Genomic DNA, 19,935 nt, shown 5'->3' with positions numbered 1-19,935 from the left:
ATAGGCCGTCTATACCCTTAAGACTATACAGGTGCTCCGGCTGATACGCACGTCTTAAGGGTCATCGTGAGCGATTTCTTCGGTGGACGACTCACCGTGATACCCAAACCCCGCAACGCCGCCATGCCGCCGCAGTCCAACGCGCCGCGGATGGCGATGCTCGCAGCAGGACGTGGCTGCGCCGTACCCTCCCAAGACCGCAGACGCACCCGTCCCGCGCCCCGCACAGGGAGTTCACTCCATGGACGGAGATCACCTCGCCCCACCCGGCCCCGCCATTCGGAAGCTGTGCCCGCCCGGGGATGTGTCGCCGGGCGCCAAAGACGAGACATGCAACTCGTGCGCCCCTCTTACCGGTTCACGGCCGCGCCGGAACGCTGGCCTCATGACTCGCGAGAACGCCCTCATTCAGTCGGTGATCACCTCCTACGGCGAAGGGCACCACGACGCGCCCCACGGCTCGGCGCTCCTGGTGGACACCCGTCCCCTGCGTAACCCTCCGGACGACCCGGCCGTCCGGGAGACGATGATGCAGTTCACCGGCCTGGACCCGGAGGTCGCCCGGTATGTGATGGCCACGCCCGGCGCCGAGCAGCTCGTCGCCGACGCCGCCGCCCGCGCACTGGCCCTTCTCCGGGCACCGGGCCGTCCGGGAGCTCGGCACTTCCGCGTGGATCTTCACGTGCGCTGCGGTGGAGGTAGGCACCGATCGGTGGCCGTGGCCGAGGAAATCGGCCGCCGGCTGCGGGCCGCCGGCGTCGGCTGCGAGGTCGAGCACCGGCACATCGACCGGCCGGTCCTGCCGTGACGTCGGCGCCGCGACTCACCCGCCACGAGACCGCCGTCCTGCGCCTGTGCGCACGAGGGCGTACCCACACCGAGATCGCCCCCCCTCCTCGGAATCCGACCGGTGACGGCCGGGGCCCTTATCCACGCAACGAGAACCCGGTTGGGGGCCCGGAGCATCGCCCATGCGGTCGCCATCGGTTACGAGGCCGGCCTCCTCGTACCGGGTACGCCGGGCCCGACTGGCTCCTCCGACTGATCGCGGGCACATCAGGCCGCGCTAGGGTGACGGCCTTGCAGCCGCGGCCGTCGTCCAACGCATGCAGGCCACGCGAGGAAGGCAGCGATTAGGGCGGGCGTTGCTCGACCTCCGAGCTCCCGGTCTTCGCGCCGGACGGAGCGCCCGACGACATCGAGATTCGGGCGGCGACGGCGGCATCAATGGCGAGGCGGGCAGGGGCAGGCTGGCCCACAGCATTTCTGTCGCCCCGGCGGCAAGGGCGGGGGCAGGGGCGCTCCGGGCGCCCGAGGCAAGCCGTACGGCCGGGGCGGCAAGCCGTTCAGCCCCGTTCACATCCCAGTCAACGTCTGCTTCCGCGCCGGCTCGCGCTCCAGGGGTACGACCTCGTCGGATCAGCTTGGACGGGCGCGAGACTCAGGTGTGCGATCGGGCGGGCCCCTGCTTCCTGAAACCAGCTCTGCGTTTCCTGGCCCTCGTCGGAGCTGTGGCCCATCTTCCGAACCCGCGCTGTCGCGTGCCAGCCAATCCCCACTTCAGCGTCGGGCGAGGCGGGCAACAGCCATCCAGCCACTCTCCCCTTAAGGCCCTCCCCACTCCGGCGCCTCCCGCGGCATTCGAATGTCCGCACACAACAACACATTGCCCCTTAAGACTTGCGTGCGAGATCGCATTCATTTATAGTCTTAAGAGTCAACACACGGGCGGGAAAGGCCGCCTTACGCATGTTTGAGGAGAACAGATGCACGCGATCGAAACCCACGCCGACGGTACTGCCGCTTTCGTCTCCGCCCGTGAGGACGCCTGGCACCGCCTGGGCACCGTCACCCGCCACGCACTGACCGCCGAGCAGGCCCTGGATCTCGCCGCCCTGTCCGGCTGGAACGTCCGCAAGCTCGGGGGGATCCACACCACTGCCGAGGACGGTACCCGCATCAACTCGCCGGACGAGTTCTTCACCGTCCGCACCCACCCGAAGACCGGCGCGACCGAGCGCCTCGGGACCGTCGGTTACAAGTACGAGCCCATCCAGAATGAAGAGCACTGCGAGCTCCTGAACCTCCTTGTCGAGGAAAGCGGCGCCCACTTCGAGACCGCAGGAAGCCTTTTTGGCGGTCGCAAGGTTTTCGTGACGATGAAGCTGCCCAAGGCCATCACGATCGCGGGCACGGACCGTGTAGACCTCTACCTGGCAGGCTTCAACTCCCATGACGGCAAGTCCGGGTTCCGCTTCAACGTCTCTCCGACCCGGGTAGTGTGCGCCAACACCCAGAAGATGGCCATCGCCGATGCGGTCTCCTCCTATTCGGTGCCCCACGTCGCCGGAGCAAAGGCCAAGATCGCGCAGGCCCGCCATACGCTGCGCATGGTCTGGGACTATGCCGACGCGTTCCAGCACGAGGCCGAGCAGATGATCAACGAGACGCTGACCCTCGGCCAGTTCGAGACGGTATGCGAAACCATCTGGGGCCCGCTGGAGCCGAACCCGAGCGTGAGGACCCGCAACAGCCACACCCGCCGCATGAACACCCTGCGCGACCTCTACGAGAACGCGGACACCCAGGCCAACATTCGGGGCACCCGGTGGGCCGGGTTCCAGGCCATCGGCGAGTACCTCGACCACTACCAGCCCGGCACCGAGGACGCCCGTGCCCACCGCGTTCTCACCTCCTCCACGGTGGCCTGGCGCAAGCAGCGCGCCTACGAGCTGCTGGCCCCGTCCCACACCGCGCAGCGGGGCGACGACCTGCTGGCACTGGCCGCCTAGTTACCGCGCGGGTTCCCTTCTCTCCCGCGCAGCACGCCCGGCCGATGCGATACGGAAATCGCACCGGCCGGGCCCAAGACCACCCTTGCACTTCGCTACCCAATGACCTGGCCGCGCGGGCGCGCTTCCCCGCGCTCCGGACCAGAAGGAGGCATTCCCAATGACCGCAACGCACGTCAACGGCATCTCAGTCCTGGAGGACCAGCCCGCACGGTCGGGCATCAGCCGCACCGGAGTCACGGTCTTCTACGAGCAGATCCGCGAACTGCTCCTGGAAGACGGCCAGGTGGTGTACGGCTGCGTCCACTGCGACTACACCAACCCCAACCAGCACTCCATCCGCCCGCACCTGAAGGTCCACAAGCCGAAGGCGACCACTGTCACCGCCGAGGCGCTGCCGTCGAAGGCAGACCCTGCGACCCCGCGGCCGATCCCGGCCAAGCCGGCGACGCTCCCCGCCACCGACCCCCTCCCGTCCGCCAGCACCCCTGAGGGCGCTGGTTCGCTGGCCGACCTCAACCTCGGGCAGTTGGTCGAGCGGGCCCGCCAGAGTGACCAGATGCGCAGTGAGCGTGACGCTGCCCGCCGGGAGGCCGCCGACTGGAAGCAGCGGGCCGCCGAAGAGCGCCTTCGCAGGGACGGTTGGAAGCAGCGCGCGCTCAAGGCCGAGACCGGTACGGATTGGAAGGAACGCGCTGTGAGGGCGGAGCGGAAGCTCTCCGCCGTGCGCGAGTTGCTCCAGTCGTAGCCGCGGAACCTGTCCGTATGCCGCCGCTAAACCCTGGCGCGGCGGCACGCCTGGCAATGCCTCACACGTGGACCCTCGGTGATCGGCCACCATGGGCGCCTGGCGCTGAAGAGCTCGAGTCTGACGCGGGCCAGCTACGGGTGGCGGATGAGGCCGTGTGGAACGGCGCTGTTGCCCAACGACGGCGCCCTTCGCGACCACCCGGCTAGCTCAACTCAGCCTTCCCCAAATTTGCCCCTTAAGACTTGCCGTCAGCACCTTCGGGACGTATAGTCATAAGCGTCAATGTGCATGCGGACGCGCCTACCCCCGCCCTGAGCTCGTCGTCCGCGCCGCGCCCCGGCCGGCCCCGGAAGGAGGCCGCCACACATGAGGCAGCCCCCGCCCCACACCTGAAGGGGTGCCGCGCGCCACACATGCGTAGCCGTTCGTGCCGCTCCCGGTGGGGGGCGTGTCCTTTGAAGTCCGCAAATCTATCCACAGGCCTCTCGGTCGATGCTTGACCTTGCGCACCAAATCACCGAGCCACATATGCCCCGTTCGGGAAGGGAAGTTCCATGTTCGCCAAGCTCTTTGGCACCAGTAAGCAGCCGCACGCCCAGTCCCTCGTCGACTTGACGAAGAAGGCGGCGGTCAGCCTTGAAAAGAACGGGCTCAGCACCGCCCGGGCAGCCGTCTACCTCGTCCTCGACCGCTCCGCATCGATGCGCCCCTACTACAAGGACGGCAGCGTGCAGCGCCTTGCCGAGCAGGCCCTGGGGCTGTCCGCCAACCTGGACGACGACGGCACCGTGCCCGTGATCTTCTTCTCCGGCAGCATCGACGGCACCGCCGAGGTGACTGTCGACGACTTTGAGGGCCGCATCGCCCAGGCTCATGCCCGGCTCGGCCGCATGGGGAGCACCAACTACACGGCCGCTATCTCCACCGTTATCGAGCACCATCAGCACTCGGGTTATGTGGGCCCGGCCTTCGTCATCTTCCAGAGCGACGGCAACCCGGACAATCGCAGTGCCACCGCACAGGCCCTGCGAGAGGCGTCGAAGCTGCCGCTCTTCTGGGCCTTCGTCGGATTCGGCGAGCGCATCAGCTTCCTGGAGCGCCTCGATGACCTGGACGGCCGGGTGGTCGACAACGCCGGTTTCTTCCACGCCGCTGATCCGCGCCACATCACCGACAGCGAGCTCTACGACGGCCTGACGCGCGATTTCGGGCCCTGGCTTACGGCCGCCGGACGTGCCGGAATCCTGTCCTAGCGAGGCAGAAGGCACTGCGGCGCCGTAAGGCGCACAGATGATGAGCGCCACGAACATGCCACCACGTCGTTGCCCCAGGCCGGGCAGCCACTTGAGGCAGCGCCGCCCTGCCTTCAGAGGGTGCACCAGCCCTGGTGCACTCCTGCCTGTTCTCGGAGACGCCCGGGTGCTGTGTACTGCGGCTGGCTCTTCGCATGGGGAGCCGGCAGTGTGCGCCCATGCGCGCCCTGCCGGCGCGGCCTCCACCGCACCGTCGAGGGTGGACCTGCCCCCGTCATGCTCGCGCCACCGTCGTCCCCGACCGGCCGCAAAACGGCCGGCAACCGGTGTGGTTGTGCAGCCTCGCCGGTGACCGGTCCTGGGCCTGTGTGCTCTTCCGCCCCGACGGCGGACCCTCCGCGCTCTACCAGTACGGCCCGCGCCGGCTGTGGGACGAAGTCGAAGCCGCCTACCGTTGGTGGCAGGAGCACGACCGGCCCGGGCTTGGCCGCCTGGGACTGACCATCGACGACCTGGGCCCGCACATCTGGGTGGACGCTCCCGATCACCTGGTCCACGAGCGGACGGCTCCGTAACCCGCACCACCGTCCTTCGTGCCGCCGGCGCCCAAGGCGAGCGGCACGAAGGACGGTGGGAAGAGCGCGGCGCTCACGGACGAGATCCGTCGGCGCCGTCAACCTTCGTCCCCCGCCCCATTCCCAACCCTCCTCACCGCTCGCACCGGGAAGACGTAGGGAAGCGGAGCTCATACTCCGGGTTCCGCTGGGCGATGAAGACGCGCCTGGAGCACTGGCTGATGTACGCAATGGCAGTTCGACTGACCCGCACGCTCTGTCGGAGGGGGTCCCGAGCGCGGTCTATTTCTTCGCTTCCTCGGCCGATTCGTCGCCCGCTGTGACCGTGGCGCGCTTGCCGTCCTGGACCTGCTGCAAGCGCCCGAGTACAGCGGCGAGCATGTCTTGAGTGCCGGTCGTGTCACCTCCGGTGCCCTGGACCTTCACCCGGATGTTCACATGGCCCGAGCGGCTGAAGCCCTCGACCGAGTTCTTACTCAAACCCGGGTTCACCACTAGCACCGCCTCGTCGCCAACCGCCTTTATAGGCGCCTTTTCCTTATCGGGTTCTGTTCCCTTCCATGCTGTGTAGGCGCTCTTGGCATTGTTAGGGGTATCGAAAGTGCAGACGTCGATTTCCATCATGTTCTTGGTGGAGCCGTTAAGTATGAACCACGCGCTCCCGCCCCGCACCCAGCCCTTAGGTGAGGCGTCGTTCGCTGATTCCGTGCAGTACATTCCCTCTGAAATCACACGCTTACCCCGGTAAGACTCCCATCCTGGGAGGACTTCGCCGTCCCCAGGAAGCGCCTGGGCGATTTCTCCCTGACTGAACTGTTTCGTGAGAGAGATGCCGGATTCGTCTGCCGAGTCTGAGGAACAACCCGTAAGGCCGACAAGTATGAGCGGGGCAGCAGCGAAAGCGGCAACGATGCGTTCACGTGACATGGACATACCTTACGTTTGTCGATCGGTGTCGCGGGGCTGTTGGTCCTCGGCTCTCACGTCGGTGATCGACCGTCTTGCCGCGTCCCAACCCGGCGTCGCCTTCGCGCCCGTATGCGGTGCGGCGACCGGCGCGCAGGCGAACGGGCCCCGGGCCGGTTTATCTGGGCTGGTTCTTAGCGCCTCAACTCGCTGGCGCATGCTCGCCCGAGCCTCCCACGCTACGCCAGTCGAGACGAGTAACGGGGTTCTGCGTTCCCCTCGCTTCGGTTGCACCCCCTGTGGAGGGCCTGGATCACACACAGGCCCTCCTTCGCCATCAAAGGGCGGCGGCAGCGTGGGGGGACCGACGCCCGCTATCGGCAACGGAGCACTGTAGAGGCCGCCAGGGCGATACGGTTTGCGGCGCCTGCTTCTACTCCGCCCGGTTTAGCAAGTTGGGAGGCATCGTGCGTGAGCCTCTGAAAGCCTGACAGACGGGGAAGAGGGAGCACGCTCTCGAAGCCCTCATCCTGAAGGACTTCCCGAACAGCTACAAGATCGTGATAGCCCAGATTGTGCTCGCACTGGTTGACGATGATGCAGGTGCGGCTTGACGGCACGGAACCCAGTTCAGCGGTCAGGCGCCGAGCAATGTCGACGGCGGCCCGGGGCCGCTGGACAGCCTCGACCAGATGCCCCCAGGGAGACAGGAGGTCATCGCCCGCTTCAATGGCGGCCTCCCATACACGGTGGTGCTCATTCCACAGGGTCTCGCCCCAGCGGTGAAGCGCCTCGTCCTTGATGTCCTGCAGGAAGCGTGTTCGAGGCACGTCGCGACCATCATGGGACTGGCCGGGCTGGAGGCCCTGCTCATTGCGCTGCCTGCTGCGAGGCGCCCACTGGGCGCTGGCCTCTGACCACGTTTGCGGGTGGCGGGCGGCTCCTTCGGCGTCCAGGAAAGCGAGGAAGTCCGAGCGCCAGACATCGAGGTAAGGAGCGTCCTCCTCCCGCGGCAGCTCGACGTAGTCCTCGTCCGTGACACGAGCGGCGTGCTCGTAGTCCCCCCACCAGGCTTCAGCATCTTCGGGGTCGTCGAGGTCGTAGACGGCAGGTTCGCCATCAGAGCCTCGCCACATGACGTAGTAGCTGAAGGCGACGTCGAGGAAGGTGAGCAGCTGCTCCAGGGGCGTCTCGGCGCGGCTTACGGCGCTGTACTGGGAATACTGGCTGTCCAGCCAGGCGAGGAACTTGACCCAGTCAGGGCGTCGGTCGATGACCTCATCGTCGAACCAGTGGTGCCTCTGGTAGGGGACGACAGCCAATGTGATGTCGGCGAGTTCGGTCAGGTGCGCCAGCCTGAAGGCGTTGCCGGCATCGATCACCACGACGTCATAGGCGTTCTTGGCCTCGGTGAGGAGATGCTCCTGCGCGGGCCGGCAGTCAATGGAGGGATCGGTGTCGGCGTCATCGTCGTCTTCGGCGGCCGCGGCGAGTTCGTCGTCCGAGGGCGCCAAGGCGCCGATCTGCAGCAGGCCACTGTGGGGCAGCTGGAGAAGGTCGCGCCACTCCCCCGCGGCCGGCGCACGGCCACCTTGCAGCCGGAAGGGGGCGTTCGGGTCGCTCGCGCCTGCCAGCAGCGCCACTCGGCTGCCGCCTCGCGCCAGCGCCGCGGACACGGCAAGCGCTGTGGTTGTGCAGCCGAGCCCGCCACGACCGAGTGCCGGGGTGACCGCGATGACGCCCCGGATCCGGCCGTCGGCGCCTGCGGGCCCGACCGGTCGGGCCCGCAGCCGGTCAGGCGCCGGACCGGCCACCTCTTCCGCCGTCGGGGCCCGGTCAGTCCAGTCAGGACGGGCGGTAAGGAAGAGACCGGTTCGGCGCAGTGCCTGACTCCACAGCGCGGCTTCCTCTGCTGTGGTGGTCTCAGCGAACAGCTTCCATGCTGCGTCCTCACCCGCTTTGAGGGTGCCGGCCTCCCAAAGCGGTTCCAAGCCTGCCTCGGTAACAAGCGCCCGGGCAGCCTCGAGCGCCGCCTGGGCGTCGGTTCCGCGCAGGCGGCCGGCGCCATCGGGACCGACAGTGAGGGCCGCGTCATCACCGATGCGGCTCAGGGTCATGCCCGTGCGGCGGCTGTATCGGGCGCGCAGCCCCGGCACCCCTACGACGCCGTCGGCACTGCGGGCAGGCAAGAGGCGAGAGAGGATGTGCGGCAGTTGCCCGTCGGCAGGGCGCAACAGCAGTTGCTCAGGGTCCGGGGTGACACCGCAGAGACCGAAGAGTGTCCCCGGGCCATGCGGTGCGGGTAGAGATCCGGGGCGAGGCCTGGCCAGTGTGCGGAGTACGGCAGCCTCCAGGCGCTGCTGCGTGGGGTGAGCGGCGTCCGGTACGAGCCCGTTGAAGAGGCCGTTGGCCCGGTACCAGCTCTTGGCAGCCGAGTAGGGTTCGCCGGTGTACGTCTGGCGCAGGCGTGCGGTCTGGTCCTTCGACACGGTGATATTCATTCCCCGGCACGACAACCCGGACCGGCGCGCCGGCAGATGACGAGGCTCATTGCACTGACGAAGCGTCCGCTTCTTTCCGTCGGTCGATGCACCTGCGTGTCCGGGTCACAGGGTGCAGACAGGGGCAGCAGTTCTGCCGAGCCACACCATACCTCTCGTCGTTCGGCAGTGGAGCAAGATTCAGCAAACAGGACGCCGACTATTGGACGGCAGCCCCCGACCGCCGGAGCTCGCGAGGCCCCTGGCCGCATACGGGCGCCATCGATGCGCCTGGCGCGTGCGCCCTCGCAGTTGCTGGATTGACCTCACGCCGCCCACTGCCGCCCGCTCGACCGGCATCAGCTTCCGCTTCCGCTCCTTGGCCAAGGACCGGGACGCCACCCGCGAGTACACCAAGCTCACCGCCGCGGGAGCGTCGGCTCCCTGGCTGGCACGCGTTCTCCCACAGCGTCACCGGCAGACCCGCGACGCCGTAGCCATGACGCAGGCCGATCCGGCGGGACAATAGAACAAAGTGCACCGGCGTAGGCCGTCCTCAGCGGGCCGCGTCCGCCCGAGCGCCCGGTGGTCGCTGGTGGCCCCTCCGGGCGGCGTCCGCCGCGCTGGCTGCCGAGCGGCAGAACGTGGCGGTCACGCTCGGGCAGGCCACGCGCCCGAGGCGCGGTCGCCGATGTCCTCACCTCGGACGGGTGTGGCGGGCTGCGGCCGGTGTGGAAGGGCGTCCGTGACCGCCATCTCCTGCAGCTGCGCGCCAACTGGGCCTTCGGTCTGATGGCCGTGGCCCGCGAACTCGCCGGTGCGACCGTCTACGCCCTGGTGAACACCGGCGAGCACCGGCCAGACCAAACTCACGCCTGCTCACGCCCAGCAACAACAATGCCGCGACGCTCGATGGATGTGTGGCTGGTCATGACCCTGACGGCGGTGCAGCCGCCGGTCCGGTGGGCGGTCACCAGGTCGCGCCAGTGGCCGATGTCGATGTTGAGGCGGTAGGCGGTGGTGGTGTCGATGCCGGGGGTGGTGGCACCGATGTGGACGGCGTCCATGAGCTCTGTGTCGGGCAGGGGGGCGCCGTCCAGGAGACGGCGCGCGCGGCCGGCTGCTGCCTGCGCGATGTTCTGCAATGCCGGCAGGGTGGGCAGGCCGGGCGGAGGCGGGGGGAGTTGCTGGTCGTGCAGGAGCCGGGGCGTGGGTGCCATGCTGGTGTGGGTGAGTGGGGTGGGGTGGGTGGGCTGGTCGGTCTTCCAGCGGGTGAGGGCTGTGGTGAAGGTGGTCAGCCCGGCCGGGTCCGTGTCCGCCGCTTGGTCGGGCTGTGTGGCCGACTTTCCGGCAGGGGTTCGTGGTGGGGGGATGCGGAGGGTGGTCATCGGGCGGCTCCCAGAGCGACGAGGTCGTGGAGTTCTTCGTCGGTCAGTGCCGTCGGGTCCAGGACTGCTGTGGCGTCCAGGGCGTCGAGCAGGCCGAGCTTGTGGGCCAGCATCTGGTCGATCTTGTCCTCGACGGTGCCTGCCACGCGGAGGTGGTGTGCGTGGACGGTGCGGTTCTGGCCGGGGCGGTGAAGCCGGTCGGTGGCTTGCGCGACGCGTGCGGGGTTGAACGGGCGGTCGACGAGGACGGCGTGGCTGGCGACGGTGAGGTCGAGTCCGGTCCCGCCGGAGCCGTAGGTGACGATCAGCAGTGGTTTTGCGCGGCGGCGGAAGGCGGTCAGGGCCGCGTCCTTTTCGCCGGGGGTCATGGCCCCGGTGTGGAGCAGCGGCTGCAGGCCCCAGGCGGCGGCGTGGCGGTGCAGCAGCATGGCCATGGTCCGGAATTCGCTGAACATCACCACCGACTCGCCGCTGTCGATGATGGCGGGCACGAGGTCGTCCAGGGCGGCGAGTTTGCATGCTTCGCGGCTGGCCCGGTCCGGGTCGTAGCGGTCCAGGGCCGCGGTGAGCCGGCCGGAGTCGGCAGCGCCGATCTTCAGGTGCAGCGGGGAGTTGCATACCTGGCGCAGGTGGGCCAGCAGTCGCAGGACCAGACCGGAGCGTTCTTGGCCGGTTGCTTTGCGGACGGCGTCCATGGCCATCTGCGCGGTGCGCGTGTACAGGCCCACCTGAGCCGGGGTCAGTTCGAGGGCGTGGGTGGAGTCGATCTTGGGCGGGAGCTGGAGGGACACCGCGGGGTCGGTTTTGCGCCGGCGCAGCAGAACTCTGCCTACGAGGCGGTTCATGGCGGCGGCGACGTCGGGGGCGGGGCCGGCTTCCAGGGCCCCGAAGCGGCGCATGAAGTGCGGCAGCGACGCGAACAGCTGCGGGTTGGTCCAGTGCAGCAGCGCCCACAGGTCTTTAAGTCCGTTTTCGATGGGGGTGCCGGTCAGTCCCACCCTGGTCAGTGCGGGGATCCGGGCCAGGGCCTGGGCCCGTTGGGAGGCCGGGTTCTTCACGTGCTGGGCTTCGTCGGCGACCACCAGGGAGTACGTCCGGCCGGCGAGGAGGTCCCGGTCCTGCAGCAGGGTGCCGTAGCTGGTGACCACCACCGTGTCCGGCTCGAGAGCGGCAAGGCTGCGACCGGGACCGTGGTAGGTGCGCACCGGCGTGGTGGGGGCGAATTTCTGCACTTGCTGTACCCAGGTGAGCACCATGGAGGCCGGGGCGACCACCAGCACCGGCAGTCCTCGTGAGGCGCCGCTCTGGCGCCGGTGCGCCATCAGCGCGATCGCCTGGACGCTCTTGCCCAGTCCCATGTCATCGCCCAGCAGCGCACCGAAGCGGCAAGTGACGTTCGCCAGCCACTGCAATCCTTCCTGCTGGTAGGGCCACAGTTGTCCGGCGAAGTGCTCGGGGGGCTCGATGGAGAGGAAGGTGTCGCCGGACAGCAGCGCGGCCAGTTCGCCCAGACCGCCCTCGGCCACCAGCTCCGCGCTCTCGCCTTCATCGTGTGCGGTGTCGACCTCGACCGTCCCCAGCAGGACCGCCGCCAGCGCCTCACCCGCGGGAACACCGGTGCGCAGCCAGCCGCCGCGGGCCCGCTGTGCCGTGGTGGCGTCGATGAGGACCCACCGGTCGTGCAGCCACATCAGCGTGCCGGCGGCCTCAGCGATCCGCAGGCATTCCTCGGCGCTGAGCACCGTGCCGTCCAGGCGTATCTGCCAGCGGTAGTCCACGAGTTGGCCCAGCGACAGGCCGGTTCCGGTCTTCGCGCCGGCCACCACCACGGGCCGCAGGTGCTGGGCCCACTGCTGCGGCCACTGCACCTCCACCCCGGCCCGCGCCAGCGAGCGGCCCAACTGCCCCAGCAGCAGCGCGGCTTCTCCTGGCGCCACCCGGATCTGATCCGCCCGCTCCTGGACCGCCTGGAGGAGCGCCGGCCAGCACGTCGCGGCCTTGCTTAGCGCCCGCAAGGCCCGCAGCACCGCCGGGTGCTCGCGGCCCAACTGCTCCTGCAAGGCGGGCAGCGACACCAACTGTCGGGCCCGGCCGGGCGGGCGCAGCCGGATCTGGACGCGCAGGGTGTTCACCGCGCGGCGGGGCCGCGGCGGCGGCAGCACGGCCAGCACCACCCCGGGCGGGGGAACGGCGTCCGCGATCTCCTCCACCGCCTCCAGCCACTGCGCCACCGGGCCGGCGACCGTCCCGCCCGCCCGGCTAGTCAGCGGCGAGGGGCCCCACACGGCCGTGGTGCCGGGGCCGCGGACCAGGCCGTCCGCCAGCGCCACCAGGACCCGCTCGATGGTCGCCCGCGCCGACGCCATCGCGCCCTTGCCGACGCCGGCTGCCTCGCTGTGGGCCCACGGCGGCAGCGCCCGCGCCAGCGCCCGCAGCGCGCCGGCCTGAGCGTCGCTGAACGGGCCCACCCGCCACACCGCCACGCCGTCCGCGCTCACGCCGGGCCACACCTGCCCGGCGGCCACCGCCTCACAGCCGAACCGCAGCACCTCCCGCCATCCCACCGCCGACGCGTCCCACCCGGCCTCCGGCCCGTGCCCGACCAGGGCCTCGGCCACGGCCGGCACCGCCAGCGGCGGCCCCGGCACCTGCACCAGGCCGCGCTCAGACCACAGACGCCAGCGTGAGCCCTGCTTGTCCCTGCCGCGGACCTGGCCGGGCGGCACGACCACGAACGCCGCCAGGCCGCCGTCCAGAGCCACCGCGCACAGCCGCGCCCCCGCCCGCAGAGCACTGAGCAACCCCTCCGGCCCCTCCACGCTCCCGTCACCGGCACCCTGGCCAGCCCGGTCGGCACGGGAGGCCAGCCAGTCGGGGTGCGGCGCGCCCGCCTGGGATGCCTGCGCCACGTGGGGGGCGAGCATCCAGCAGCGCACCGCTGCCAGCACCTCACCCGCCGCCTGGCCGGCGTCGACGCCGGCCGCCCACAGCCGGCGCCCGCCGAGCACGACGGTGGCCAGCACCGCCTCACGCCCGCCCGGCCCGTCGAGGAGCTCCGCCTCCTCCAGCACGCCCTGCTCACGCAGTGCCACCAGGAGGGCCGCCGCGTCCTCCGGCCGCGGATCCAGCACCTGCCCGGCAGCCTTCAGCCCCTGTCCCAGCCGCTGCACCATCAGCCAGGCGCAGGCCAATTCGGCAGCCCGCTCGCCAGCAGCCACCGCATCCACCCGCACCACCGCCCCGCCCACCCGGCAGGACAACTCCACCCAGCGCCCGCCACCGCCGCGCATCGCCCGCGGCTTACGCTTCAGCGCACCAAGCCACGGCTCCAGTGCGAGGGACCCAAGCCGCTCCTGTGCTTCCTCCGGCGACCACGAAACGCCCCCGAACCCCAACTCGCCCATCAGCACACCCAGTAACTCGCGCGCCCCCTGCTCCCGGGCTTCGGCACGCGTAACCCCCCTCCCCTCGGCCGTGACGCGCACCGCGCCCGCCTGGCAGGACAGGCCGACCGTGAACGGCCTCTCCCCCCGCTCCTCTACCTGGTAGTGCGGCAGCGCGCCGCTGCCGGCCAGATCGGTGACCAACGGCCACGTCTCCTGCGGAAGAACCAGGGGCGGCCACGGCTGCGGCCCGCACGGATCCGCAACGGGCGTCCGGAGGCAGTCGCTCCAGACGAGCCGGGCTGCGGCATCCAGCGCGTCGTCCTGCGACAGACGCACCGGGCCCCGCCACACATACGTCCCGCCCGCCTCGCTCTCACCGAACCGCACACGGCAGGCGCCGGCCTCGCCGGTCTGCCGCCCGCGGATCTCAGCCGCCCACAACGACCGCCCCTCCACCGCGCCCACGCACCGCACCACACCGTCGAAGTCGGCCCAGCCCCCGTCCGGCAGATCCTTCTCCAGGAGCTCCCACGCAACCCCCGGGGCGGCCAGCGCCTGCGCGTGCGAAGCCGCCAACGCGGCCTGCACTTCGCGCCCCCGGACCAAAAGCTCCGCCTCCCGAGCTTTCCGCTCGGCTTCCGGCACGTCACCCGCTTCCAGGGCCCGCGCCTCCTGCATCAGCCGCATCAATTCGGCCCGGCGCCGCTCGTCCTGCTCTCGCCTCTGCTTCGCCTGCGCGATCACCGCCTCCAGCTCGGCAACCCGCGCCGTGGCCCTGGAGACATCACGGTGCGCTCGCCGCTCCTCCTCCTCAAAGGCATCAAGGAGAACCCTGGCCCCGGCCTGCCTGCCCTCACCCACCTTCCCAGCCATCAGGTCAGAGCCACACCGCGGCTCGGGAGCCGTCTCCACCAACCCCGACGCGGCAGGCCACCCTTCCACACCCGGCCACCGCGCACGGTCCGGCCACGTCGACGGACAGACCCTGCCCAGCTGCGCCAGTCTCTCCAACAAGCCGAGCACGGCCTGATGCAGCGCAAGCCGCTGACCGGCACCCACACCCACCGGCCCCACCAGAACGCTGGCCGGCCCCCGCAGCGCCAGCTGAACAACCTCACCTCCGACTTCCATCCGGCTGCTGCGCCACACGAGCTCCACGCCCTCGCGCTCCGCGACCGCCTCCAGCGCCGTCCACGCCACGCCCAGGTCGGCGGTCAAGATGGCCCACGCCTGGCGGCAGGACTGCGGCAGCTCGCGGGCGAAGGGGATGACGGCCATCAGCTCTTCCGGCCAGACACCGCCCTCGCGCAGCGCTTGGGCCACCGCCCTGTCCGTCCGAGCCACCTCCCGCGCAACTGCTGGCCGGCGGCCCCGCACGATGTCCGAGCCGTCCAGCACCTTCATCACCAGGGCGGACACCCTGCGGGGCGCCGACAGCCTGGATGCCCCCTGCGCCCGCAGACTCCCGGACCGGACCAGCTCACTTGCTTCCGCCGAAAGCTTTGACACCGTGGTCTCCTAGGTTGCACAGGCCCGGGCCCGGCCTGGCCGCCCTCCGGAACGCGATCGCCGCTGTCCCGCCCCATGGCAGGTAAGCAGCCGTTGCCGCTCCTGCACCGCACTGCGGAAGCCGCCTCACCGGTGCCGTCACCGCCGGACCGTAGACCGCGCGGGAGGACCGTAGCTGAAGAAGGCGCCCCCCTCGCGCCGGGGGCCCGTTACGACACTCGAACGGGCGGAAATCAGCATCCAAGGTTGCGGGCCGCGCCGGCTCATGTTCCGCCGCTTGGGAAACGGGAAAGGCCCGGCCAGGCCGGATTACATGAGCGGCCGCGGCAGGCCGGGGGCGGTGCCTGTGGTGTTACTGCTTGCCCGGCTTCTGTTGCCTCCACCGCGACCGGGGCACCCCTTCGGGGCGCTCGAAGGCCGGGCCGAAGGGCGCGCAGATGGCGCACGTACGGTAACAGGCGTTACCATCGGGTCATGGCGAAGACACAGCTAGGCGCGCGCGTCGACGGCGAGATCAAAGCGTTGGCCGAAGCCCGTGCCGCTGATCGCGGCCTGAGCCTTGGCGACTACATCGCCAGCCTCGTGCGGGAAGACACGCAAGGGTTGAGGCAGCGGGGCCTGGACGCCGCCCGGCGTTTTCTCGATGAGCACCAGTCCGTCTTCGACGAAGCGGAGAACACGGACCACCACGCACCGGGGACGCGCGCCGCGTAATGGACCTGCACATCGACGTCCCGTGGATCCTTCAAGTTGCCGAGCTTGCAGGCGCAGGGGACCCGGCGCCCGACGATTATGGGGTACCAGTGGCAGCGGTTTCCTGCCACCGCGCCGAGCTTCTGGAAACAGCCGTATATGACGGTCCCTACGCCCGAGCCGCCGCTCTAGTGCACATCCTCGGCCGCTGTCGATGGCTGGAGCGTTCCAATCTTGCCGTCGCCGCCGCGACCGGCGTGATGTACCTGGAGGCCTCAGGCCTCCCGGTCAAGCCCACCCGTGAAGACGCAGCCGCTCTGCGCGACCTGCTATGCGATCCAGCCTGCACCGCCAAGAGGATCGCAACCCTACTGCGTGGCTGGCCTCAGGCCACCTGCGACTAGATTTGCGACCGGGAAACCCCGGGAGGGGGGCGGGCCATCGCGTTCCTGTCGTCGACCAGAGCATGTGCCTGCGCGATGCCGTCCTTGGGAGCCTGGAGCGCGGGGGATCGGGGTGCCGGAGCGCTGGAGACCGGTACCGGGCTTGAGGGCGCGGAAGCCGAGTGGTGCCCGGAGGCGTTGCCGCCGGCGCACCCGGTCGCCGTCAGGAGGGCGTCACGGCGAGGATTTGGCTGCTGCGCTTCATGGTGTGGCTTCCATGAGAGATGTCCACGGGCCCGCCCCCGGGGGGCGGGCCCGTGTTGGTGGCGGATGTCAGGCCCGCGAGCGCTGTGGCCCGCGAGCACCGGCTTCCCGCTGCCACAGGGTTGGGGGAGCCAGTGCTCGCGGGCCGGCCGGGGGTTGCGCTGTCCGGTGTCTCAGGCGGGTCGGACGATGAGCGCCTTGGTGGTCGGGCTCTTCTCGGCTCCGATCCCCCGGCCTGCCCCCGACCATCGGCCGAGCGGATGCGGCCTAGGTGTGCGAGCGCCGTCCTCGCTGCCCGCACAGGCAGAGGGAGGCGGAGCGCACGACAGCTGTCCCATTAACCGCGTCACGGAGGACGCCCCGTGAAGGAAGTTGCCTACGGCTTGAGCGTTCAGCTTCCCTATCGCGGCGCACTCGCGCCGCACCAGGACCCGACGGTGACGGGGACTCGGATGTCAGTCCCGTGCGGCATGATCACAGCAAGCCCGAAGTCTCACGAAAGAGGCACGTCTTGCCCGCATCCACCGAGTCCCTGATAGCCGAGGTACCCGCCTTCGCCGCCCACGCCCGCACCGCGACGCTGCTGAGGCCCTCCGAGGGCACTCCCGGTGTACGGGAGAGTTCCGTCGGCGGCCCCCTGCTCTGGCCCGCCGACGAGCCGTGGCCCGTGTGCCGGGCGCCCCATGCGGTGCAGGTGAGCGAGAAGCTGACGGACGAAGAGCGCGAGATATGGCAGCGGATAGACCGCGCCATGAAGGAACGGGCGCGCCTGAACCCCAGCGGGGTCTACGAGGTCACCAAGGAAGAGGCCCTGATCCAGCAGCAAATCATGGCGGGTGCCTCGGCACTCGACATGATCGCCTGGGAGCGGACGCGCTGGGTACAGGACACCTCCGGCCCGGGGGTGCCGATGGTGCCCGTCCTGCAGCTGTACGCCCGGGACGTTCCCTCAGCGCTCCCCTGGCCGGACGGCGTGGACGTCCTGCAGATGCTGTGGTGTCCGACCGAGCACAGTGACCCGCCGGGCCAGCCGCACTACTGGGGCCCCATGGTCACCCTGCGGTACCGCTCGTCGTCCGAGGTGGAGGCAGTGCTCGACCCGCCGCGGCCGGACCGGGCCGACCGGGGCTACCTGCCCCGGCCCTGCGTCCTCGACCCGGTGGAGGTCACCGACCTGCCCGACCGGGAGGACCTCCCCGCCGGTCTCCACGCCGAGGGCGAACGCTGGGCGGAGGCCCGTGGCGCCGAGTACCACCGCACGCTGGCTTGCCGCCCCGGCTGGAAGGCCGGCGGCTGGCCCAGCTGGCATCTCACCGACCTCATCCCCATCGACTGCACCTGCGGCACCCGCATGCAGTTGTTCCTGACCGTGGACAGCAGCGACGACGGCCCGGACGTCTGCGTGGGGCGCTACGGTGAACTCCGCGCCTTCACCTGCCCGACAGACCCCACCCACCCCATCAGACTCAATATTCAGTAGCCGAAGACGACTTGGAGGCTCTATGCCCTCCTTCGAACTCCTGCCGCCGCTTTCCCCGATGAGCTCAAGCGGACGGGATCGGTGGGCGGCTGTTCGAGGAGTACCGCGCCTTGTCAAACCAGCCGGGCTTCATACCGCCGGAGGGCTCGCAAGGCCCCTGCTGCCGGGCGGGCCGAGCCCTTCGACAGGCGTCGAGATCACCCACGCCGAACGAGTTCCTCGGCGCCCCCGTCAATTACACGGAGGGGACATCAAATATGTCTCGCGCACGGTTCGCGACCACGCTGTCTCCAGTTGGAGGTGAGAAGCGGCCCATTCCGGAGCTGGAAGATCACTGTCGCCCGCCGGGCGAGGTCTCATATCCCGAGCATGACTACCCACCCATCAATGTTGAAGATCAGTGCCGCCGCTGCGGTCTGGCAGAAGTTGAGGTGACCTTGTGAGCAGCCAGGAACGGGAACGTTTGCTGGCGGAGGCCATGGAGTTGGAGAGCCGGGTACCCCCTCTTGCAGCTGGTCCGCGAACAGAACACGAGCGGCTGATGCTGGAGCGGGCGGCCGAGCTACGACGACGGGCTGATGTTGCGGGCGCCTCCGAAGAAGTCGGCACCACCCTGGACCTTGCGGTCGAGTCGCTACGTCAGGGGAACCGCATGGTGGATATCGCCCTGCGAGGGCCTCTGGCGGAGTGGCTTGAGGACGCTGCGGAAGGAGACGACGAGGGCGTGATCAGCCCGTATGCCGAAGCAGTGGCAAGGGCCCTGCTGGGGCGACAACTCTGATCTGCCAATGGGGCGCCGGCAACACGCTGCTGGCGCCCCGTGCTGATGAGCTCGACATCTCATCGCAACACATGCAGCCTAAGGGCCGCCCGAAGTGCAGACTGAAGACAAGTGAACCTGCACCCGTGCGATGGCTAGCTCAGGAGCTACGTACGGGTTCGTGTCCATAGGCGGCCAGGGTTCCTGGAACTCGCGCGCCTTCGACTGCTCGGACCAGAAGGCCAAGCAGCGGCAGAACGCCGCTTCGGACCAGCGGACCCGCGAGCACCTGACCGTCTTGCCGGCGCTCATCCGCATCGCCGACCGGCAGCTCAGGTAGGTCCGTCATCGGCTGACGGCGTGCCGCCTGGGGTGTTCACCGACGGCCGACCTGGGGTGGGGTTCAGCTGGAGCCACGCGTCCAAGGCCGCCCACAGCTCGACTACTTCGCCATGCTCAAGCACGTCGCCGGCCGCACCCACATGCAGTCGGACCGTCTCGGGGGTGATGCGGTAGCCGACCGGCCGCCGCGGTGATGAAGTGATCTGTCCGCCTTGGGCCAGGATTCGGGTGTAGCCCACCGGGCGAGGGGGCGTGGCCGCGGTGGCGGTGCGGGGGCGGGGTATGTCCCGGCGTCGGGCCGGGAGCCCGATGGTGGTGAGGAAGTCGTAGATCGCCTGTTCCAGTTCCTGCGGCCGGCTGGGGGCCATGGCGACGAATTCCTCGAGCAGTTGTGGGTCTGATTCCGGGGCGTTCGGGCCGTAGGGGTGCGGGTGCAGGGGCGGTTCGTCTCGCTCCAGTCGGACGCAGGCCGGCGGGATGAGGACCTTGTCATAGCCGCGGCGCAGCCGATCAGCGTGCTCTGCCCGGAATGCGGCGACCTGCGTGTGGACTGGGTACTTACCGTGGGAGACACGGGGGCGCAGTACGCGCCCGCGCTGCCCGTACAGGCCCTCGGCCAAGTACAACCGGCCGGACTGCGACACGATCACGGTGGCCTGGCGAGTCCCTGTGCCCAGCCGGAACCCGACCACGACAGTCGCCACTAGACCACCCCACTTCACCGACCGGGTGTGGAGAAGCTACCGGGCTGGACCGGGGCTGCGCAGCGATTCACAGGAACATCGTGGAGCTCGCCCATTTGGGCGATGATCCCGACGAGTGCGGAACGCCGTGCCCAGTCGGTGCCGGTGACGTCGAGCGCCCGCGCGGCGGGTTCCCAGTCACCCTGGGCGAGGGCCGCCTCGTTGGTGGTGGTCTCGGGTCTGCGAAGGGCCGCGCCGTGTTCTGCCGCTGCGATGGCATCCATCGCGGC

At 69.6% G+C, this 19,935-nt stretch carries 16 protein-coding genes; 10 read left to right on the top strand and 6 right to left on the bottom strand.

Going from position 1 to position 19,935, the window contains the following annotated elements; genetic code table 11:
* Positions 1–385 precede the first annotated feature (385 nt).
* The 5 genes from ACH4PU_RS32670 to ACH4PU_RS32650 all read left to right on the top strand — a co-directional run bounded on the left by ACH4PU_RS32670 (position 386) and on the right by ACH4PU_RS32650 (position 5,371).
* Positions 386–808, top strand: a complete 423-nt coding sequence (locus ACH4PU_RS32670; RefSeq protein ID WP_398280401.1) for a hypothetical protein — start codon at positions 386–388, stop codon at positions 806–808.
* 958 nt (positions 809–1,766) lie between these two features.
* On the top strand, positions 1,767–2,792 hold the full coding sequence (locus ACH4PU_RS32665) for a DUF932 domain-containing protein (RefSeq protein WP_398280398.1): 1,026 nt from the start codon (positions 1,767–1,769) through the stop codon (positions 2,790–2,792).
* A gap of 160 nt (positions 2,793–2,952) precedes the next feature.
* Entirely contained in the window at positions 2,953–3,540 is a 588-nt protein-coding gene (locus tag ACH4PU_RS32660; protein WP_398280395.1) for a hypothetical protein, read from the top strand.
* Positions 3,541–4,097: 557 nt separating this feature from the next.
* Positions 4,098–4,796: a VWA domain-containing protein gene (locus tag ACH4PU_RS32655; RefSeq protein ID WP_398280392.1), complete on the top strand. Its 699-nt coding sequence runs from the start codon at positions 4,098–4,100 to the stop codon at positions 4,794–4,796.
* Positions 4,797–5,128: 332 nt separating this feature from the next.
* A complete protein-coding gene (locus tag ACH4PU_RS32650) occupies positions 5,129–5,371 on the top strand; it encodes a hypothetical protein (RefSeq protein WP_398280389.1) in 243 nt (80 codons plus the stop codon).
* A gap of 282 nt (positions 5,372–5,653) precedes the next feature.
* On the opposite strand, the gene ACH4PU_RS32645 is transcribed toward ACH4PU_RS32650, so the two are convergent.
* From ACH4PU_RS32645 to ACH4PU_RS32630, 4 genes are all read right to left on the bottom strand, one after another.
* Entirely contained in the window at positions 5,654–6,298 is a 645-nt protein-coding gene (locus tag ACH4PU_RS32645; protein WP_398280386.1) for a hypothetical protein, read from the bottom strand.
* Positions 6,299–6,651: 353 nt separating this feature from the next.
* Positions 6,652–8,778 (bottom strand): hypothetical protein, encoded by a 2,127-nt coding sequence (locus tag ACH4PU_RS32640; protein ID WP_398280383.1) that lies wholly within the window; start codon positions 8,776–8,778, stop codon positions 6,652–6,654.
* Between the two features lie 848 nt (positions 8,779–9,626).
* Complete coding sequence (locus tag ACH4PU_RS32635) at positions 9,627–10,145, bottom strand: hypothetical protein (RefSeq protein WP_398280380.1); 519 nt, start codon at positions 10,143–10,145, stop codon at positions 9,627–9,629.
* Positions 10,142–15,040: an SNF2-related protein gene (locus tag ACH4PU_RS32630; protein WP_398280373.1), complete on the bottom strand. Its 4,899-nt coding sequence runs from the start codon at positions 15,038–15,040 to the stop codon at positions 10,142–10,144. Before ACH4PU_RS32630 ends, ACH4PU_RS32635 begins: the two co-directional genes overlap by 4 nt.
* A gap of 474 nt (positions 15,041–15,514) precedes the next feature.
* Between ACH4PU_RS32630 and ACH4PU_RS32625 the strand changes: the two genes are divergently transcribed.
* The 5 genes from ACH4PU_RS32625 (at position 15,515) to ACH4PU_RS32605 (ending at position 18,960) form a co-directional block, all read left to right on the top strand.
* Positions 15,515–15,754: a hypothetical protein gene (locus ACH4PU_RS32625; RefSeq protein ID WP_398280370.1), complete on the top strand. Its 240-nt coding sequence runs from the start codon at positions 15,515–15,517 to the stop codon at positions 15,752–15,754.
* Positions 15,754–16,137: a fic family toxin-antitoxin system, toxin component gene (locus ACH4PU_RS32620; RefSeq protein ID WP_398280367.1), complete on the top strand. Its 384-nt coding sequence runs from the start codon at positions 15,754–15,756 to the stop codon at positions 16,135–16,137. The genes ACH4PU_RS32625 and ACH4PU_RS32620 overlap by 1 nt, the downstream gene beginning before the upstream one ends.
* Positions 16,138–16,891: 754 nt before the next feature.
* The gene (locus ACH4PU_RS32615; RefSeq protein ID WP_398280364.1) at positions 16,892–17,860 is read left to right on the top strand and encodes a hypothetical protein; all 969 of its coding nucleotides are present in this window, start codon (positions 16,892–16,894) and stop codon (positions 17,858–17,860) included.
* Between the two features lie 439 nt (positions 17,861–18,299).
* On the top strand, positions 18,300–18,641 hold the full coding sequence (locus ACH4PU_RS32610; RefSeq protein WP_398280361.1) for a hypothetical protein: 342 nt from the start codon (positions 18,300–18,302) through the stop codon (positions 18,639–18,641).
* Between the two features lie 130 nt (positions 18,642–18,771).
* A complete protein-coding gene (locus tag ACH4PU_RS32605; protein ID WP_398280358.1) occupies positions 18,772–18,960 on the top strand; it encodes a hypothetical protein in 189 nt (62 codons plus the stop codon).
* Here the strand turns inward: ACH4PU_RS32605 and ACH4PU_RS32600 are convergent.
* Entirely contained in the window at positions 18,953–19,666 is a 714-nt protein-coding gene (locus ACH4PU_RS32600; protein WP_398280355.1) for a hypothetical protein, read from the bottom strand. The two genes, ACH4PU_RS32605 and ACH4PU_RS32600, sit on opposite strands and share 8 nt — an antisense overlap.
* Before the next feature lie 14 nt (positions 19,667–19,680).
* The gene (locus tag ACH4PU_RS32595) at positions 19,681–19,929 is read right to left on the bottom strand and encodes a hypothetical protein (RefSeq protein WP_398280352.1); all 249 of its coding nucleotides are present in this window, start codon (positions 19,927–19,929) and stop codon (positions 19,681–19,683) included.
* Positions 19,930–19,935 lie beyond the last annotated feature (6 nt).

The organism is Streptomyces sp. NPDC021100 (genome assembly GCF_044333095.1).
Classification (GTDB): Bacteria; Actinomycetota; Actinomycetes; order Streptomycetales; family Streptomycetaceae; genus Streptomyces.
This window is presented reverse-complemented; position numbering and strand designations above follow the sequence as displayed.

What these genes read in the sequence shown, in the direction of transcription:
- ACH4PU_RS32670 (WP_398280401.1), top strand. Translation starts at nt 386, where the DNA reads ATGACTCGCGAGAACGCCCTCATTCAGTCGGTGATCACCTCCTACGGC.
- ACH4PU_RS32665 (WP_398280398.1), top strand. Translation starts at nt 1,767, where the DNA reads ATGCACGCGATCGAAACCCACGCCGACGGTACTGCCGCTTTCGTCTCC.
- ACH4PU_RS32660 (WP_398280395.1), top strand. Translation starts at nt 2,953, where the DNA reads ATGACCGCAACGCACGTCAACGGCATCTCAGTCCTGGAGGACCAGCCC.
- ACH4PU_RS32655 (WP_398280392.1), top strand. Translation starts at nt 4,098, where the DNA reads ATGTTCGCCAAGCTCTTTGGCACCAGTAAGCAGCCGCACGCCCAGTCC.
- ACH4PU_RS32645 (WP_398280386.1), bottom strand. Translation starts at nt 6,298, where the DNA reads ATGTCACGTGAACGCATCGTTGCCGCTTTCGCTGCTGCCCCGCTCATA.
- ACH4PU_RS32640 (WP_398280383.1), bottom strand. Translation starts at nt 8,778, where the DNA reads ATGAATATCACCGTGTCGAAGGACCAGACCGCACGCCTGCGCCAGACG.
- ACH4PU_RS32635 (WP_398280380.1), bottom strand. Translation starts at nt 10,145, where the DNA reads ATGACCACCCTCCGCATCCCCCCACCACGAACCCCTGCCGGAAAGTCG.
- ACH4PU_RS32625 (WP_398280370.1), top strand. Translation starts at nt 15,515, where the DNA reads ATGGCGAAGACACAGCTAGGCGCGCGCGTCGACGGCGAGATCAAAGCG.
- ACH4PU_RS32620 (WP_398280367.1), top strand. Translation starts at nt 15,754, where the DNA reads ATGGACCTGCACATCGACGTCCCGTGGATCCTTCAAGTTGCCGAGCTT.
- ACH4PU_RS32605 (WP_398280358.1), top strand. Translation starts at nt 18,772, where the DNA reads ATGGCTAGCTCAGGAGCTACGTACGGGTTCGTGTCCATAGGCGGCCAG.
- ACH4PU_RS32595 (WP_398280352.1), bottom strand. Translation starts at nt 19,929, where the DNA reads ATGGATGCCATCGCAGCGGCAGAACACGGCGCGGCCCTTCGCAGACCC.